Here is a 17,221-nt window from a genome sequence, read left to right as displayed (position 1 = left end):
GCTTAGGTGCTCCGTTCGGTTTCGCCTTCGGCGAATGCTTTGAGCGCGTCGCCGGCGAGACGATAGCGTACCCATTCGCTTTGCGGATTCGCGCCGATCGACTTGTAGAAGCCGATGGCCGGCTCGTTCCAGTCGAGCACGCTCCATTCGAATCGGCCGCAGCCCGTTTCGCAGGCGATTTGCGCGAGATGGCGCAGCATCTGTTTGCCCGCGCCGCTGCCACGCGATGCGGGCGATACGTACAGGTCTTCCAGATAAAGCCCCTGTTTGCCGAGCCACGTCGAATACGAAAAGAAGTACACGCAAAAACCGACTGGCTCGCCGTTCATTTCGCAGATCAGCGCTTTCGTGGGCGCGCCCTCGGAAAACAGGCTCTTCTCGATGTCTTCGACGCCGGCGACGACTTCGTGCTCGGCTTTTTCGTAGATCGCGAGTTCGGTGATGAAGCGCAGGATCAGGGGGGCGTCGGAAGCGGTGGCGGGGCGGATGTGGATCGTCAAGGTCTAGTGCTCGGTGAGTTCGGTGATGACTGCCGGCCGGCGGGCGCTACGCGCCAAATGCGCCGGCTTCGGAACAGACGCACATCGTAGCAAAGAGCCAAAGGCCCCGCCGCGAACGGACGGGGCCTCGGGCGTTTCCTACAGACCGAAGGCGAACAATTTCAGCGGCCCCGGTCCACTCGTCGAGCCAGAGCCCCAGAACACCACGCCGTCCGCAATGGCCGGCCCGGCATTGCATGCACCCCCGCTATTGAATGACCACAGGACTTTTCCGTTGGAAGAATCGAGCTCGTACATCGTGCCATTCGTGTAATCGAGATTGCATTCGAAGATCACGCCATTGGCGACACCGACGGCTGCCTCCGCGCGGCTTCCGAGCGGGTCCGGCGTGGTCCACGTTACTGCGCCGGTCGCGACATCGAGTGCGACGACGCTGCCGCGGAAACGCACTGCCAGGCAGGCGGAGGGACATAGGCGGCCATCAGTTCTTCGTTCGATGTGGTTCCTACGAAAGCCGTACCGTTCGCGATGACGGCAGACTGCGTGACCATTGAATAAGTGATTGAATCGATTTGCGTGTGCCAAAGCCGAATCTTATTTCCGGTCTTTAAGCCCGACCGCAATTCGCGTAGTCACCAATGAAAGCGCGGCAACTCCACTTCAATCGAATGCCCTTCTACATCCCTGCCGGGTTCGTCGGCGAGAGTATGACGGGGTAGCGTGATTCGCGGCTGATTGGATGATTGCCCGGCATGCGCGCGCGTTCGGACAGGAAGAGAGACCGAAACGGCACTGCCGTGCTTCAACCCTCCGGCAACACCGACTTACCGCGCCGCTTTTTCGGCTTAGGCTCGACACCCACTCGCGGGTCCCGCTCCAGCACGAGTGCCGTCAACTGCTCGACAGTGTCTTCAAACGCAGGATCCTCCTGCGGCACGTAAAGCCATTTCCCAAGCACCGGGTGAGGCTGCAACGCAGGCATATCGGTAATCAGAGCAGCATGGCGTTCCCGCGACGTACAGACGAGCAGCCCATTCCACGGCTTATCGCGATCGACGGCGACCAGGCACAATAGCCCATCGATATACGCAGCGTCGCTACCAAACATCCGCCGACGCATATACGTCGGATCGCGTTCGAACGCGTCGAAGATCCAAAGGAGCGAATTGCTGATCGAAGAGGGCATCGGCGGACAATCTCAGGAAGCGCGGGTGAACGAAGATAAGTTTACGTAAATTCTCCAGGCTCGGCAGCGAGCCAATTGAAGATCGAGCAAGTCCGGCTAGGTAAGATGTGTCCAACCTCGGCGACCATATCGAAACTCGCACGATCCAGACCATGTTAGCTCACACAGACGCCACCGCTGCCTACGTGCCCGTCGCACGCTACGTGCAGTTGATGCGCTTGCGTCGCGCCCGGCTCTCGATGCCGCGCTCGAACATTGTGGTTCGCCCGGACTCGTCAACGAGAGTGCGCGCAAGTTCATCGATTGGCGTATTCAAAGCGGACAATCACCGGTGGCGTCGAGCCGTACCTTCGGCATCCCGCACGGCAATCCAGACACCGTGCCAGCGGATGAATTCCGTTTCGATATCTGCGGAGAGATCGACGAGCCGGTCGCGCCGAATCTCTATGGCGTGCGCGAACTCGTGATGCCCGGTGGACGGTGTGCGGTGGTTCGGCACACGGGATTGACCGACCACATCGGCGAGACGATGTACCCGGTCTATCGCGACTGGTTGCCTTCGAGTGGGGAAGAGTTGCGGGATCATCCGCTGTTTTTCCACTACCCGAGCGTCTATCCTGAGACGCCGCTGGATCAGTGGCAGACGGATATCTACCTTCCGTTGGTGTGATTGGGGAATGGGTGTGACGAGCATGTGCGATGCCTGTATTGCGAAGCAAGTCGCTCCCATTCTTCGCGAAAGCTCATGTCCGAAGCCGCGGTTCGTTCGAATTCCAATTCGATTTAGGCATCGGTATCAATTGCATTGAGCGAGGGGTGCCGGATTGCTAATTCGGCAAAAAATGCAATTTCGAAATGTCTCTGTTTTCGCTGCAGGTACCTCGCGTCCTCGCTGGAACCACGCAATACCTCAAATGTCAAAAAAAGATGTCACCCGTCCATTTTGGGGAGATATCAAATGGCTGCCACGCAATCAGGGGCGGTGCCCCTCTCGGATGAGGAGGCTCGGCGCCAGTTGCGCCGTGCTGTCATCGCCAGCACGATTGGTACCACAATCGAATGGTATGACTTCTTCCTGTACAGCATTGTCACGGGTCTTGTATTCGCGAAACTGTTCTTTCCTGAATCGGACCCGCTCGTCGGCACACTGCAGGCTTTTCTGATTTACGCTGTCGGCTTTATCGCGCGGCCGGTGGGCGCGGCGATTTTCGGCCACTATGGCGATCGCATCGGACGTAAAGCCACGTTAATCGTGACGCTGTTGCTGATGGGCCTCGCGACGTTTGCCGTGGGCTTTGTTCCAACCTATGCGACGATCGGTATCTGGGGGGCAATCCTGCTCACGGCGCTGCGCTTCATTCAAGGTGTGGGCGTTGGAGGCGAGTGGGGCGGTTCGGTGTTGATGTCGATGGAGTGGGCACGTACCAACAAGCATCGCGGTTTCATCGCGTCCTGGCCGCAGTTCGGCGTACCGGCGGGATTGTTCGTCGCGAATCTGGTGGTGCTTGCCATCAGTCAGATCTCCGGCAGCGCATTTCTCACCTGGGGCTGGCGGGTGCCGTTTTTCCTCAGTATCGTGCTGGTCGCGATCGGCCTTTATATCCGCTTGAGTATCCTCGAGACGCCTATCTTCGCGAAGCTGCTCGCTGAGCGCAGGATCGAAAAGGCGCCGATGCGTGAAGTATTGCGCCGGCAGCCGAAAGACATTCTTCTGTCGGCTCTTGCGCGTATGGCGGAACAGGCGCCGTTCTATATTTTCACGGCCTTTATATTCACCTATGGTGTGATGAGTCTGGGCGTCACACGCGATCTGTTGCTCACGGCAGTGCTGGCCGCTTCGGTGCTGGAATTCTTCACCATTCCGCTGTTTGGTCACGTGTCTGATCTGATCGGACGTCGACGCATGTATGTGATCGGTGCCGCTGCTGTCGGGCTATTCGGCTTCCTGTACTTTTTCATGGTTGGAACCCATAACCCGATATGGATCTTCGCGGCCATCGTACTTTCGCTGGTGCCGCATGCGATGATGTATGGTCCCCAAGCCGCGTTGATCGCCGAATCGTTCACGGGGCGCTTGCGCTACAGCGGTGCGTCGATGGGCTATCAGTTGGCTTCCGTCATCGCTGGCGGTCCGGCACCGTTGATTGCGACGGCGCTTTATGCTTACTTCCATTCGGGATTTGCGGTGGCGTGGTATGTCTTCGCGTGCGCGGTGATTAGCGTGGCCGCCGCCATGCGATTGGGCGATTACACGAATAAGGACATTTCGCGGGAATACGACGATGTGCATGCATTGCGTGACAGCAGACATGCCACTCCGTGAACGATCAGGCGGATGGCCGGCCACAACGGCCATCCACAACGGCCATCCGCCGAATCGACCATCAACTTTTCAGCGGCAACCAGACTTCGACTCCACCCATCCCCGTCACCGGCTCGAACTGCTCGCCATACCGTTCGAAATGCGGCGCATCGGCAGGCACGTGCCCTGACGCGGGCAACCACTGATTCCAGATCGTATTCATCGTGCGACGAATGCCTGAGATGTGCTCGCGATGAGCGAACACCGCATACCGTTGCGCGGCGATGCGAACACGACTCAACTCTGGCGGCAATGCGGAAAAATCGCTGACTTCGACGCCGCACATATAGTCGAAGTTACCCAGTTCATCGGCGTTATAGCCAACGCCATAAGCCACCTTGCCGACCTGTCCCGGCACCCTGCCGTACCAGGCGCCAAAGCGCTGCCATTGGGATGGGATCGCCTTGCTGCTGTCGCACGTATAGCGCTCGCTCAGTCCAGCGACGAGAAACGCTCGCGCGTCTTCGAAGCGCGGCGGGTCCAGATGGGTGAGCAGGGTTTCGTCCATTTTGATCGGCTCCACGATGGTCAGGTTGTCGAGATGACCCCGCGCGCGCAGCGCGTCGGGCGTGAGCCCGAACTGTTCGCGAAACGCGCGCGTGAATGCTTCGTGAGAGCCGTAGCCAGCGTCGAGAGCGACTGCGAGGATGTCGGGCGCACCATCGGCCAGACGTCGTGCGGCCTCGCTCAAACGCCGTGCGCGAACGTAGCGCATCACCGGCATCCCGGTGGCCGCTTCGAACGCGCGCGCGAGGTGAAAGCGCGATACGCAACCACAGCGGGCGATGTCGTCGAGCGTCAACTCGCCGGCGAAGTGGCTTTCGATATACCAGAGCGCTTTTCCAACCGGGTTCATCTCGGCTCTCATGTCAGCATGAAGCCAGCATAGTCAGCGGCGAACTCACGCATTTGATCGCGCTTGCGGTTTTGCAGTCGCGGCGGAGGGCCGAGACGATTCCGCCGCGTCACCATGCACGCCCGCGGCGCCACCCGCCTGCCCCGGCCTCAGCAACAGCCCACCCAGCACGCCGGCCGCCGCCGCAAAAACCGCCCCAAACAGAAACGCGACGTGATACCCGCTGTTCAGCGCAGCCGCCGCACTCGACGACGCCTGCATCGCCTCGCTACGCGCCGCGGCAAGACTCGCGAGCACCGCAAGCCCGAGCGCCCCGCCCATCATGAACGATGTATTGACGATGCCCGACGCGAGGCCCGAATCGGCGGGATCGACGTCGCTCATCGCGGCGAGCAGCAGCGGATTGAACGCGATGCCCGCGCCAAAGCCGAGCAGCAACATGCCGGGCAACACGTCGGGTACGAAGCTGCCGTCGACGGGCGCACGGGCGAACAGCGCAAGCCCGCATGCCGCGATCAGCAGGCCGGCCGCGAGCGGACGACGCAGCCCGAAGCGCATCACCACGCGCGCCGACAATCCCAGCGAAAAGAGTCCCATGATCAGGTTCGCGGGCAGAAACGCGAGCCCCACCTGCAATGGCCGATAGCCGAGCACGCGCTGCAGATACAGCGCCGAAATAAAGAACCACGCGAACATCGCCGCCGCCCACAACACGCCGACCAGGTTCGCGGTCGCGACATTGCGCAAACGCAGCAGAGCGAGCGGCATCAACGGGTGTTCGATTCTCGCCTCGATTGCGAGGAACACGGCAAGCAGCGCGAGCCCGACGAACAGCAGGCCGAGTGTTTGCGCCGAAGTCCAGCCCGCTTCGTTGCCGTTGACGATCGCATAGACCGCCAGCATCAGCGATGCGGTCACGCTGAGCGCCCCGGCCACGTCGAGCCGTTCGCCATGCGCGTGGCCGCGCGCAGCGGGCAATAGCGCGAGGCACAGCGCGTACACCGCAATGCCGATCGGCAGATTGACCAGGAAGATCCAGTGCCAGCTCAGCAGGTTGGTGAGCAGTCCGCCGAGCAGCACGCCGATGCTGCCGCCGCCCGCGCAGACAAAGCCATACACGCCCATCGCCTTCGCGCGTTCGCCGGCTTCGGTGAACAGATTCATGATCAGCGACAACGATACCGCCGAGACGATCGCACCGCCCAGGCCCTGCACGGCGCGCGCGGCGACCAGCAGCACCTGCGAATTCGCGAGGCCGCAGGCGAGCGAAGCGAGCGTGAAGAGCGTGATGCCGCTGAGAAACAGCTTGCGGTGTCCGTACAGATCGCCAAGCCGTCCGCCGAGCAGCAGGCAGCCGCCGAACGTCAGCATGTAGGCGTTGACGACCCACACGAGCGAAGTTTCGCTAAAGCCGAGATCGGCTGCGATGGACGGCAGCGCGACGTTCACGATGGTCGTGTCGAGCACGATCATCAGTACGCCGAGGCAGAGCACGATTAGCGCGAGCCAGCGTTGCTTGCCGTGGAGGGAATGGGTCATGCGGACGCCCCTTTACGCGGATTCGGTCGATCACCGACGATGGGTTTTCGAGTCTAGCACCCGCACATTTAGCGTCCAACTACGAAATCCTGGGCGGCGGCGTTGCGCGAAGCCGCGCGCGGTGGCGGCTTCGAGCGGGAAGGAAGGCAATACCAGGGTTGCAGAAATCTCAGGTATCTACGTTTATATTAAGGATAGTTACGACTTCACCGACAAGCCTGGCGAGGCGTCGCAATATCTTGGCCATTGGAGCAAAAACGGCGTGATCGTTCTGGCGTACAACGGTGCGATGTCATATCTGAACGAACCGCGATTGTATTTTTCCTATCCCGTTGCACTGGGGAACCCGAAGGTCAGGGGCAACGTGTACTACCCGGTTCACAATAAGGACTTTAGAGAGTGGGCAATAAAACACCAGCGAGGAGGTGACTTCGTGATCTATTCGGATCGAAAGCTTGTTCGAATTGACCCACCGATCAAGGTGTATTTATGAAACCGGGGCGATCGATCGGATGGGGCGCTGTAGTGCTCACAGTCGCGTTTGCCGTGCTTCTCGTCGCGACGCACACCGATCACAGGAATGCGAGCGAATGCATCAAAAGCACGTCAAAAAACGGCCGCTACACTGCAGAGCGATGCCTGCTCCAATGGAGAGGCGGCAACGACCCGGCTTATCTCAGTCAGGTCTACGACGCCGCGTCAGGCAAACTGCTAGTGCGCAGAACCTTCAGCACTCCGGTTCCTGAATTGATTTGGGTGGACGACGAAGGCGTTTCATTTTCCCGCGGCGGCGACGACGCGTCGTTTATAAAGCTGCCGCCGTCATTCTATGACCGCATGATCGCCAGATTTTCGTCGATTGGATGATGAGTTTTTCGGTCTTGCATGCCGCGATTAATACGCGCTGCCGGCGCGAGTCATTCGGATGATGCACAGCGACGGCAGCACCACTTCTTTAAACCTTCGACTTACCCCCCATCAACCCATTCGACGGCAACGTCTCGTCGAGCAACTTCCTCGCACTTTCAATCCCCGCCACCGGCAAGCCCTCCGGATCGAGCAGCCCCACCTGCACGAGCACCGAAGCCTGATCCCAATAGATATGCTCGTTATAGAGCTTGTCACCGCGGAAGCACACCACGGCGAGCATCGGCACCTCGAAGTACTTGCCGGTCGGCGCGACGCCCGGCAGCAGCCAGTCGATTTCGCAGCTATGCGTGCAGCTGAAAATGAATTCGTCGACGACACGATCCGAACCGATCGTGCGCGAAATCGGAATCAGCTTCGTGTCGGGCGGATTCGAGTTGACGAAGTGATGCGTGTAAAAGCGCTTCAGATTGTCATGCCCGACGCCGCCTGTCATCGTCGGCACGTGATTGACGTAGGGCTCGGCGACCATCGTCGGCATCACCGCGTCGACGTCGCGTGTCGCGAACTCGTGATAGCAGTGCGCTTCCCACAGCGCGTTCAGATCGTAGACCGGACCGAGCACCTTGCGCAGCAGCGCGAGCGTGCGCGAGTACGCCATCATCGCGGCGGGCTTGTCGTACTGTTTGCGCTGCGGCGCGGCGAACGCGTGATCGCAGCCGGGGTACACGTATTGCTCGATTTGCGCTCGCGCGAGCAGCGCGGCGCTGATGCGCTCGCGCGTTTCGGGCGGGCAGTGCGCGTCGTTTTCAGGGAAGTGGAACACCATCGGGCATTTGATTGCCGATACTTCGTCGAGATGCGCTTCGAGGCCCACGCCGTAATAGCTGACGGCGCAATCGACGTCGGTGCGCGCCGCGCTCAGAAACGCGAGCTTGCCGCCGAGGCAGTAGCCGACCACGCCCACCTTGCCGGACTGCTCGGGCAGTTCGCGCAACGCGGCGACGGTGGCGGCGATGTCCTTGACCGCGACTTCGGCGTCGAACTGCCCCAGATAGCCGAGCGCCTCTTTCATGTCGGCGTCGCCGTAGCCAAGCGCAATGCTCGGCTTGATGCGCCAGAACAGATCGGGCACGAGCACGACGTAGCCTTCTTCGGCGTAGCGATCGGCGCTCGCTTTCATCGTGTCGTTGACGCCGAAGATTTCCTGCAGCAGCACGAGCCCTGGGCCCGAGCCCTGCGCGGGCCGCGCGACGTATGCGTTGAAACGGCCGCCATCGTGGGCGACGACTTCGATGAAAGAGCCGGCCATGCAGTCTGCCTCCAGTCTCACGAAAGATAGGGGTTACGTCATCATGCGCAACTCGAAACGTTTGAGCTTGCCGGTTTCGGTGCGCGGCAGCGCGCCGACGAACGTAATGACGCGGGGATATTTATACGGCGCGACGTTATTCTTAACGAAATCCTGCAGCTGCGCGACCAGTTTATCGTCGGCGGCGTAGCCCGGGTTCACCACGACGAAGGCTCGCACGATTTGCCCACGCGTTTCGTCGGGCACGCCGATCACGCCGCATTCGGCCACCGCCTCGTGCTGCATCAGCACGCTTTCCACCTCAGGACCGGAGATGTTGTAGCCGGCCGACACGATCATGTCGTCGGCGCGCGCCTGGTAGAACACGTAGCCGTCCGCGTCGAGATAGACCGAATCGCCCGGCAGGTTCCAGCCGTCGCGCACGAAGCGCGACTGCCGTTCGTCGGCCAGATAGCGGCAGCCGGTGGGGCCGCGCACCGCGAGTTTGCCGATCGTGCCGGGCGGCACGGGTTGCATGTCGTCGTCGACGGCTTGCACGACGTAGCCCGGCACTGCGCGGCCGATCGCGTTCGGCCGGATTTCCGCGCCTTGCGACGAAACGAAGACGTGGATCAGCTCGGTGCCGCCGATACCGTCGATCATGTCGATGCCGGTCGCCTCGCGCCACTGGCGCCGCGTCGAATCGGGCAGCGCCTCGCCGGCCGACACGGTCTTCTGCAGCGACGAAAGGTCATGTTGCGCGACGAGCGGCGCCATCTGCCGATAGAACGTCGGCGCGGTGAACATCACGGTCGCATGAAATCGTTCGACCACCTCGAGCAAGGTCTGCGGCGTCAGCTTTTCGACCAACACCGTCGAGGCACCGACGCGCAGCGGAAAGCACAGCAGCCCGCCGAGCCCGAACGTGAACGCGAGCGGCGGTGTGCCGCAGAAGATGTCGTTCGCGCAAGGCTTCAGCACATGACGCGGGAACAGGTCGCACATCGCGATCATGTCGCGATGGAAATGCATGCAGCCTTTCGGCGCACCGGTCGTGCCGCTCGTGAACGCGATCAGGCAGATGTCGTCCGCGGCGGTGTCGCTGGCGGTGAAGTATTCGGGCTTGTTTACGGCGAGCGTGTCGAGCGAATCGGCGGAGTCGTCGTGAAAGCGGCGGGTCTGTTTCAGCACCGCGCAGTAGAACTCGTCCCGCGGATTCGTGCAGCGCTCGAGTTCCGCGCTCAGGCGCGCGTCGCAAAGCGCGGCGCTGACCTGCGCCTTCTCGATGATCTGCTTGAGCTCCTTCGCGCGCAGCAGCGGCATGGTCGGCACGACGACGAGCCCGGCCTTCAGCGCCGCGAGTGTGGCGACGGCCATCTGCAATGTGTTCGGTCCGCGCAGCAGCACGCGGTTGCCGGGGCGCAAGCCCATTTCATCGACGAGCACATGCGCGCTGCGGTTGACCCGCGCGAGCAGTTCGCCGTACGTGGTGGCTTGCGGCTTGCCGTCCACGTCGGACCAGATCGCCGGCCGGTCGCGATGCCCCGCCTCGATGGTCCGCTCCAGCAGTTCGGTCGCGCAGTTCAGCCTCGGCGGATAGGCGACGTCCGGATTGTCGAGCAGCAAGACGGGCCATTGATCCTGCGGCGGAAGATTGTCGCGCGCGAAAGTATCGACGTGTGCTGACGGTTCCATCATGGTCTCCCGAGGCGTTGAGCCGGAAAATGCGCTTCGTTCGGTGTGAAGGGCTTGCCTGTGCGTTCGGTACCTGTACGACGTTCAGTACGGAATCACCGCGGTGGCTTCGATCTCGACCTTCGCGCGGTCTTCCATCAGCGCGACGACCTGCACCGCGCTCATCGCGATGTCGTAGTCGCCGATCAGCTCGCGAAACGCGCGGCCGATGTCCTTCAGCGATGCGAGATACTCGCGCTTGTCGGTCACGTACCACGTGAGGCGCACGAGGTGTTCGGGCTTGCCGCCCGCTTCGCGCAGCACGGCGAGCAGATTCTTCAGCGCCTGCTCGGACTGCTGCGCGAAGTCATCGGACTGGAACTGCGCCTGTTCGTCCCAGCCGATCTGGCCGGCGATGAACACCTGCGTGCCGCTCGCAGCGACGCCGTTCGCATAGCCGCGCGGTTTGACCCAGCCGGCGGGAAGGGAGAGCCTGTTTCATGAGCGATGCGCCTCGATGGAGGGGGCCGATGGAGCGTACGCCGCGAGCGCGCTCGCGACATCGCCGGGAATATCGATGGATTTGCCGCTGTCGAACGATATGAACACGAGCACCTGTTTAGAGCGGAAACGCGTTTCGCCGTTGCAATGACCGTGAATCTCGATGCCGATCGAACTGCGGCCGATGGTTCGGACCTTGAGCGTGAGCAGGATCGTTTCGCCCATCTGGCTCGGCCGCGAGAACTCGCAGTCGAGCTTGACGATCGGCAGTCCGATGCGGCGCCGCGCGATCATGTGCGCGTAGTCGATGCGCAAGCCCTCGTTGAACCAGTCTTCGACGAGCACGTTGGTCATCACGAGGTACTGCGGAAAGAACACGATGCCCGCGGGATCGCAGTGCGAAAAGCGGATGCGTATGGGCCGCTCGAACGAAGTGCTCATTGCGCATTCCCGTTCGCGGCGGCATGCGCCCTCAACAGATCGCGGCCGACGATCAGCTGCTGCACCTCGGTCGCGCCTTCGTAGATGCGCAGCGCGCGGATCTCGCGGTACAGCATCTCGACCGCGCTGCCGCTTTGCACACCCATGCCGCCGTAAAGCTGCACTGCCGCGTCGATCACCTGCTGCGCGCCTTCGCTCGCGTGCCACTTCGCCATCGCGGCTTCGCGCGTGACGCTTTCGCCCTGGTCGCGCAGCCACGCGGCGCGATAGACGAGCAGCGCGCTGCTGTCGATCGTCAACGCCATCTGCGCGAGCTTCGCCTGGGTCAACTGGAAGTCGCCGAGCGTCTGGCCGAACATCTTGCGCGACGCCGCGCGCGCGAGGCCCTCGGCCATCGCATGACGGGCAAAGCCAAGCGATGCGGCCGCCACCGAGGTGCGGAAAATATCGAGCGTGCGCATGGCGATCTTGAAACCTTCGCCTGGCGCACCTAGCATCTGGCTCTTCGGCACGCGCGCGTTCGTGAAGCGCAGGCGCGCGAGCGGATGCGGCGCGATTACGTCGATGCGCTCGGCGATGTCGAGGCCCGGCGTCTGCGCATCCACGATGAACGCGCTGATGCCGCGCGCGCCCGGCGCTTCGCCAGTGCGCGCGAACACCACGTAGAAGTCCGCGATGCCGCCGTTCGAAATCCACGTCTTTTCGCCGTCGAGCACGTATTGCTCACCCTCTTCGCGAGCCGCGAGCGCCATCGCGGCGACGTCCGAGCCCGCTTGCGGCTCCGACAGCGCGAACGCGGCGATCGCCGTGCCGCTCGCGACGCGCGGCAGATAACGCGATTTCTGCTCATGCGTGCCCGCGAGCGAGATCGCGCCCGAGCCGAGGCCTTGCATCGCCAGTGCGAAATCGGCGAGGCCCGAATAGCGCGCGAGCGTTTCGCGCAGCAGGCATACGGCGCGCGTGTCGATCGTGTCGCCGTGGCCGCCATAGGCGACACCGCCGACGCCGTATTTCAGCCAGCCGGCGTGACCGAGTTCGCGCACCAGCACACGGCAGGTCGCATCGGTGTCGCCATGTTCGTTATGCGTGAGATGCGCGCGGCACCATGCGTCGATGCCTGCCGCGAGTTCGCGATGACGCGGCTCGAAAAACGGCCACGCGAGCGGGCTGTGCAAATCGATCGGGATGTTCTGATGATCAGCGCTCAACTCAGTCTCCTTCGAACACCGGACGCGTCTTCGCCGCGAACGCGTTGTACGCGCGCTCGAAATCGCGCGTGCCCATGCAGATCGCCTGCGCCTGCGCTTCGGATTCGATCGCTTCGTCGATGCTCATACTCCATTCCTGGTGCAGCATCTTCTTCGTCATGCCGTGCGCGAAGCTCGGGCCGGCCGCGAGATCGGCGGCGAGCTTCTGTGTTTCTTCGATGAGCGCGGCCGGGTCGCACAGGCGGTTGTAAAAGCCCCAGGCGTGAGCTTCGTCGCCGCTTGCCGAGCGGCCGGTGAACAGCAGTTCGGCGGCGCGTCCCTGGCCGATGATGCGCGGCAGCATCGCGCACGCGCCCATGTCGCAGCCGGCGAGGCCGACGCGCGTAAACAGGAACGCGAGCTTGCTGCGCGCGGTGCCGAGGCGCAGATCGGAAGCCATCGCGAGGATCGCGCCGGCGCCCGCGCAGACGCCGTCGACGGCTGCGACGATCGGCTGCGGGCAATGGCGCATTGCCTTGACGAGGTCGCCGGTCATACGCGTGAACATCAACAACTCGGGCATCGGCAGATCGATCAGCGGCGCGATGATGTCGTGCACGTCGCCGCCCGAGCAGAAGTTTTCGCCCGCGCCGTGCAGCACGACGGCTTTCACGTCGGTCGCGTATGCGAGATCGCGGAACAGGTTGCGCAGCTCCGCATACGATTCGAAGGTCAGCGGGTTCTTGCGCTCGGGACGGTTCAGCGTGATCGTCGCGACCTTGTCGCTCACCGACCAGCCGACATGCTTCGCCTCGTAGCCTGCCAGGGTCAGGCGGTTGCCGGACAACAGTGCGTCGGCGTTGGATCGTGTCATGTATTCCTCCAGTGCGAAGTCAGCCTCTCAGGCTGTCGAGCAGATGCTGCTTGAGCTTGCCGAGGTCCTGATGCGTCTTCATCTTTTCGTCGAGGCTCAGGCCGCCGAACAGTTCGACGACCCATTGCTCGTGCGCGACGGCCATTTTGTCGAAGGCCTTGCGGCCAGCGGGCGTCAGGCACACGCTGATCGAGCGGCGGTCGTTCGGATCGGTGTCGCGCGTGACGAGCCCTTCTTTTTCGAGCTGATCGGTGATGCCAGTGACGTTGCCGCCCGTCACCATCAAACGGCGCGACAGCTCGGTCATCTTCAGGCCATCGGGATGTCGTTCGAGCTGCGCCATCAGATCGAATCGCGGCAGCGTGGTGTCGAATTCGGTGCGCAGACGTTTGCGCAATTCGGCCTGGACGAGGTTGGTGGTGGTCAGCATGCGCAGCCACAAACGCAGGCCCATGTGGCTGTCCGCTCCGGTGCTCATTTCGAGGTCCACGACGTTCTCCGCGGGTTGAGCCACGCCTTTGCGCGACAGCTTCGCATCCGATGCCGCCGCCGACTTTTTTGCTTGGGTTGATTTGCTCACATCACTTCTCCACCCGAAATGGAAATGGATTGCCCCGTGATCGCATCCGAGCCGGGGCGGCACAGCCACAACACCGCGTTCGCGACCTGCTCCGGATTCACGAAGCGGCGCTGCGGATTCGAGCGCAGCAGCGTTTCGCGCGCCTGTGCTGCGGTGCGCGAGGTCTTGCTCGTGATCTGTTCGAGCGAGGCATGCAGCAGCTCGGTTTCGGTGTAGCCGGGGCACACTGCATTGACCGTGATGCCGCGCGTCGCGGTTTCGAGCGCGAGCGAGCGCGTGAGACCGATCACGCCGTGCTTCGCGGCGCAATACGCGGCGACGTACGCATAACCGATTTGCCCCGCGGTGCTCGCGACGTTGACGATGCGGCCATAGCCACGCTCGAGCATGCCGGGCAGGACGGCGCGCGTGCCGAGAAACACGCCAGTCAGATTCACGTCGAGCATGCGTTGCCACAGCGCGATATCGGTCTGCGTGAACGGCGCGGCCTGCGCCTGGCCCGCGTTGTTCACGAGGATATCGACGGCGCCCGCCTGCTCGAATGCGCGCGCCACCGAATCTTCTTGCGTGACGTCCACGCTGATACACGCGACGTCGCCGAGCGCCGTGCATTGCTCTCGCTGCGTGTCGAGGCGTTGCGCGTTGCGGCCCATCAGCGTGACGCGCGCGCCGGCGCGCAGCAGCGCCTGCGCGATGGCCGCGCCGATGCCGCCGCCGCCGCCGGTGACGACCGCGTGTTGTCCGGCGAGAGGAGTGTCTGAGGTGTTCACACGGTTCCTTCGGCGCGTTGCGCGCGTTGTTGCGCCGTGAGGCCGGCGTTGGCGATGGCCTGCGCACGCTCGCGTTCGAGGTTGCGTTCGAGCTGCATTTTCGCGGCGGTATAGGGTTTCGGCCACGCGACGTCGAGATAGCCGATCTTTGCCGCTTCGTTCAACGTCCACGACGGATTCGCGAGATGCGGCCGCGCGATCGCGCACAGATCGGCGCGACCCGCCGCGATGATGCTGTTCACGTGGTCCGCTTCCGAAATCGCGCCGACCGCGATCGTCGCGATGCCGGCTTCGTTGCGCACGCGATCGGCGAACGGCGTCTGGAACATGCGGCCAAACACGGGCTTTTCTTCCTTGCTGACCTGGCCCGACGACACGTCGATCATGTCCGCGCCGGCCGCCTTGAACGCTTGCGCGATCTTCACGGCGTCGTCGGGCGTGTTGCCGCCCTCGACCCAGTCGTGCGCCGAAATCCGCACCGAGATCGGCTTGTCTTGCGGCCACACCGCGCGGATCGCGCTGAATACCCGCAGCGGGTAACGCAGACGGTTTTCGAGCGGACCGCCGTATGTGTCGGTACGGTGATTCGTGAGCGGCGACAGGAAGCTCGACAGGAAATAGCCATGCGCGCAGTGCAGTTCGAGCCAGTCGAAACCCGCTTCGATCGACATGCGCGTCGCCTCGACGAACTGCTGCTCGATGGTGCGCAGTTCGTCATGCGTGGCTTCGCGCGAATGCTGGCTGATGCCGCGCAGATACTGCTGCGGCGACGCCGAAACGAGTGGCCAGTTGCCATCGTCGAGCGGCTGATCGATGCCTTCCCACGCGACGCGCGTCGAACCTTTCGCCCCCGAGTGGCCGAGCTGGATGCCGATCTTCGCATCCGATTGCAGATGGACCAGATCGACGATGCGTTTCCATGCGACCAGATGCTCGGGCGCGTACATGCCCGGGCATCCGGGCGTGATACGCGCTTCGGGCGACACGCAGGTCATCTCGGTCATCACGAGCGCGGCGCCGCCCATCGCGCGCGCGCCGAGATGCATCAGGTGATAGTCGCCGGCCACGCCGTTTACCGCCGAGTACTGCGCCATCGGCGACACCATCACGCGATTTTTCAGCTTGACGCCGCGCACCTTCAAGGGGGTGAACATCGGCGGAATCGAATGCCTGTCCGCTGCGCGCTCGACACCCGCGCGCTTCGCGAGCCAGTCCTCGAAACCGGACAGATACTGCGCATCGCGCTCGCGCAGGTTTTCGTGCGAGATGCGCTGCGAGCGCGTGAGCAACGAATACGCGAACTGTTCCGGCTCGAACGACGTATAACGATCGACGTGCTCGAACCATTCGGTCGAATTGCGCGCGGCGTTCTGGATGCGCAGCACGTCGACGCTGCGTACTTCGGTGTAGTGCTTCAATGCGGCGGCCAGATCGTCCAGGTGCGAACCCGGGTGCGCGCTGATGCTGTTCGCGAGTTCGATCGCGTCTTCGAGCGCGAGCTTGGTGCCCGAGCCGATCGAGAAGTGCGCGGTGTGCGCGGCGTCGCCCATCAGCACGATCGGCGTTCGTGTGCCGTTCGCGTTGCTGCGCCAATGCACCCATTCCTTGTTGACGACGCGCGGAAAACGGATCCATTGCGACGAGCCGCGCAGATGCGCCGCGTTCGACATCAGCGCGTTGCCGTCGAGGTACTTCGCGAACAGCTTCTCGCAGAACGCGATGCTGTCTTCCTTGCTCATTTCGTCGAGACCGGCGGCGCGCCACACGCGTTCCGGTGTTTCGACGATGAACGTCGAGGTTTGATCGTCGAAGCGGTAGGCGTGCGCCTGGAACCAGCCGAATTCGGTTTGCTCGAACGCGAACGTGAACGCGTCGAACAGCTTCTTCGTGCCGAGCCACACGAAGCGGCAGTCGCGCACGTCGATGTCCGGCTGGTAGGTGTCCGCGTATTTCTGGCGCACGAGGCTGTTCAGGCCGTCGCTCGCGATGATCAGGTCCGCGTCGTACGCGCTGTCGTCCACGACCTGGGTTTCGAACACGAGCTTCACGCCGAGTTCTTCGCAGCGCGCTTGCAGGATATTCAGCAGACGTTTGCGACCGATGCCGCAAAAACCGTGGCCCGATGAGCGCACGCTGCGGCCGCGAAAGTGAATCTCGATGTCGTCCCAGTGATTGAACGCGTCGAGAATCGCCTCGGCGCTCGGGGCGTCGGCGGCGCGCAGATTGCCGAGCGTCTGGTCGGAGAACACGACGCCCCAGCCGAAGGTGTCGTAGGGGCGGTTGCGCTCGATTACCATGACTTCATGGCCGGGGTTGCGTTGTTTCATCAACAGACCGAAGTACAAACCGGCCGGACCGCCGCCGATACAGACTATGCGCATGCTGGTTCCCCAAAATGAACTCTGCGGTGAGATTAATTTAGGTTTTGATAGTTTAGATGTCAAGTAAATTTCGGAGACGCGCAACAAAGCCTGCATCGAAGCAGGCGAGAACTAGGAGGGCTTGGGCTACGCCCGGAGAAAAGCGCATTCGACTTGCAGCAAAAATCCGCGACGAACTTTTTTTGCGCACCGCAAAGGTTTCTGGCTATCGG

At 62.5% G+C, this 17,221-nt stretch carries 17 protein-coding genes and 1 pseudogene; 4 read left to right on the top strand and 14 right to left on the bottom strand.

The features are described 5' to 3' along the window. Positions 1 to 2: 2 nt before the first annotated feature. From OKW38_RS30770 to OKW38_RS30760, 3 genes are all read right to left on the bottom strand, one after another. A complete protein-coding gene (locus tag OKW38_RS30770) occupies positions 3 to 500 on the bottom strand; it encodes a GNAT family N-acetyltransferase (RefSeq protein ID WP_090807908.1) in 498 nt (165 codons plus the stop codon). A gap of 138 nt (positions 501 to 638) precedes the next feature. Beyond that, on the bottom strand, positions 639 to 950 hold the full coding sequence (locus OKW38_RS30765; RefSeq protein ID WP_429364657.1) for a PQQ-binding-like beta-propeller repeat protein: 312 nt from the start codon (positions 948 to 950) through the stop codon (positions 639 to 641). Between the two features lie 352 nt (positions 951 to 1,302). Beyond that, positions 1,303 to 1,686: a hypothetical protein gene (locus OKW38_RS30760; RefSeq protein ID WP_090807904.1), complete on the bottom strand. Its 384-nt coding sequence runs from the start codon at positions 1,684 to 1,686 to the stop codon at positions 1,303 to 1,305. 241 nt (positions 1,687 to 1,927) lie between these two features. On the opposite strand from OKW38_RS30760, the pseudogene OKW38_RS30755 reads away from it, so the two are divergent. After that, positions 1,928 to 2,356 (top strand): annotated as a pseudogene (locus tag OKW38_RS30755) (AraC family transcriptional regulator); the annotation flags it as partial. 288 nt (positions 2,357 to 2,644) lie between these two features. Beyond that, positions 2,645 to 4,009, top strand: coding sequence for an MFS transporter (locus OKW38_RS30750; RefSeq protein WP_429364655.1), 1,365 nt, complete (start codon positions 2,645 to 2,647; stop codon positions 4,007 to 4,009). Between the two features lie 61 nt (positions 4,010 to 4,070). On the opposite strand, the gene OKW38_RS30745 is transcribed toward OKW38_RS30750, so the two are convergent. Both OKW38_RS30745 and OKW38_RS30740 read right to left on the bottom strand, forming a co-directional pair. Further along, a complete protein-coding gene (locus OKW38_RS30745; protein ID WP_429364653.1) occupies positions 4,071 to 4,904 on the bottom strand; it encodes an AraC family transcriptional regulator in 834 nt (277 codons plus the stop codon). 45 nt (positions 4,905 to 4,949) lie between these two features. Further along, on the bottom strand, positions 4,950 to 6,443 hold the full coding sequence (locus OKW38_RS30740) for a DHA2 family efflux MFS transporter permease subunit (RefSeq protein ID WP_184030402.1): 1,494 nt from the start codon (positions 6,441 to 6,443) through the stop codon (positions 4,950 to 4,952). Between OKW38_RS30740 and OKW38_RS30735 the strand changes: the two genes are divergently transcribed. Further along, a complete protein-coding gene (locus tag OKW38_RS30735) occupies positions 6,442 to 6,936 on the top strand; it encodes a DUF6402 family protein (RefSeq protein WP_429364651.1) in 495 nt (164 codons plus the stop codon). The two genes, OKW38_RS30740 and OKW38_RS30735, sit on opposite strands and share 2 nt — an antisense overlap. Next, positions 6,933 to 7,310, top strand: coding sequence for a hypothetical protein (locus OKW38_RS30730; RefSeq protein ID WP_429364650.1), 378 nt, complete (start codon positions 6,933 to 6,935; stop codon positions 7,308 to 7,310). The genes OKW38_RS30735 and OKW38_RS30730 overlap by 4 nt, the downstream gene beginning before the upstream one ends. 88 nt (positions 7,311 to 7,398) lie before the next feature. Here the strand turns inward: OKW38_RS30730 and OKW38_RS30725 are convergent, their stop codons facing one another. From OKW38_RS30725 to OKW38_RS30685, 9 genes are all read right to left on the bottom strand, one after another. Then, complete coding sequence (locus OKW38_RS30725; RefSeq protein WP_429364648.1) at positions 7,399 to 8,622, bottom strand: dienelactone hydrolase family protein; 1,224 nt, start codon at positions 8,620 to 8,622, stop codon at positions 7,399 to 7,401. A 33-nt stretch (positions 8,623 to 8,655) separates the two neighbouring features. Next, positions 8,656 to 10,296, bottom strand: a complete 1,641-nt coding sequence (locus OKW38_RS30720) for an AMP-binding protein (protein ID WP_429364646.1) — start codon at positions 10,294 to 10,296, stop codon at positions 8,656 to 8,658. 84 nt (positions 10,297 to 10,380) lie between these two features. Further along, on the bottom strand, positions 10,381 to 10,698 hold the full coding sequence (locus OKW38_RS30715; RefSeq protein ID WP_429364644.1) for a RidA family protein: 318 nt from the start codon (positions 10,696 to 10,698) through the stop codon (positions 10,381 to 10,383). A 75-nt stretch (positions 10,699 to 10,773) separates the two neighbouring features. Beyond that, a complete protein-coding gene (locus OKW38_RS30710) occupies positions 10,774 to 11,217 on the bottom strand; it encodes an acyl-CoA thioesterase (RefSeq protein ID WP_090807889.1) in 444 nt (147 codons plus the stop codon). After that, positions 11,214 to 12,425: an acyl-CoA dehydrogenase family protein gene (locus OKW38_RS30705; RefSeq protein ID WP_429364642.1), complete on the bottom strand. Its 1,212-nt coding sequence runs from the start codon at positions 12,423 to 12,425 to the stop codon at positions 11,214 to 11,216. Before OKW38_RS30705 ends, OKW38_RS30710 begins: the two co-directional genes overlap by 4 nt. Position 12,426: 1 nt before the next feature. Next, positions 12,427 to 13,278: an enoyl-CoA hydratase family protein gene (locus OKW38_RS30700; RefSeq protein ID WP_429364640.1), complete on the bottom strand. Its 852-nt coding sequence runs from the start codon at positions 13,276 to 13,278 to the stop codon at positions 12,427 to 12,429. A 19-nt stretch (positions 13,279 to 13,297) separates the two neighbouring features. After that, the gene (locus tag OKW38_RS30695) at positions 13,298 to 13,858 is read right to left on the bottom strand and encodes a MarR family winged helix-turn-helix transcriptional regulator (RefSeq protein WP_184030378.1); all 561 of its coding nucleotides are present in this window, start codon (positions 13,856 to 13,858) and stop codon (positions 13,298 to 13,300) included. Then, positions 13,855 to 14,628: an SDR family NAD(P)-dependent oxidoreductase gene (locus tag OKW38_RS30690; RefSeq protein WP_429364638.1), complete on the bottom strand. Its 774-nt coding sequence runs from the start codon at positions 14,626 to 14,628 to the stop codon at positions 13,855 to 13,857. The genes OKW38_RS30695 and OKW38_RS30690 overlap by 4 nt, the downstream gene beginning before the upstream one ends. Beyond that, positions 14,625 to 17,009, bottom strand: coding sequence for a bifunctional salicylyl-CoA 5-hydroxylase/oxidoreductase (locus tag OKW38_RS30685; RefSeq protein ID WP_429364637.1), 2,385 nt, complete (start codon positions 17,007 to 17,009; stop codon positions 14,625 to 14,627). The genes OKW38_RS30690 and OKW38_RS30685 overlap by 4 nt, the downstream gene beginning before the upstream one ends. Between the last annotated feature and the right edge of the window lie 212 nt (positions 17,010 to 17,221).

The organism is Paraburkholderia sp. MM5496-R1, assembly GCF_050436205.1.
Lineage (GTDB): Bacteria > Pseudomonadota > Gammaproteobacteria > Burkholderiales > Burkholderiaceae > Paraburkholderia > Paraburkholderia tuberum.
This window is presented reverse-complemented; position numbering and strand designations above follow the sequence as displayed.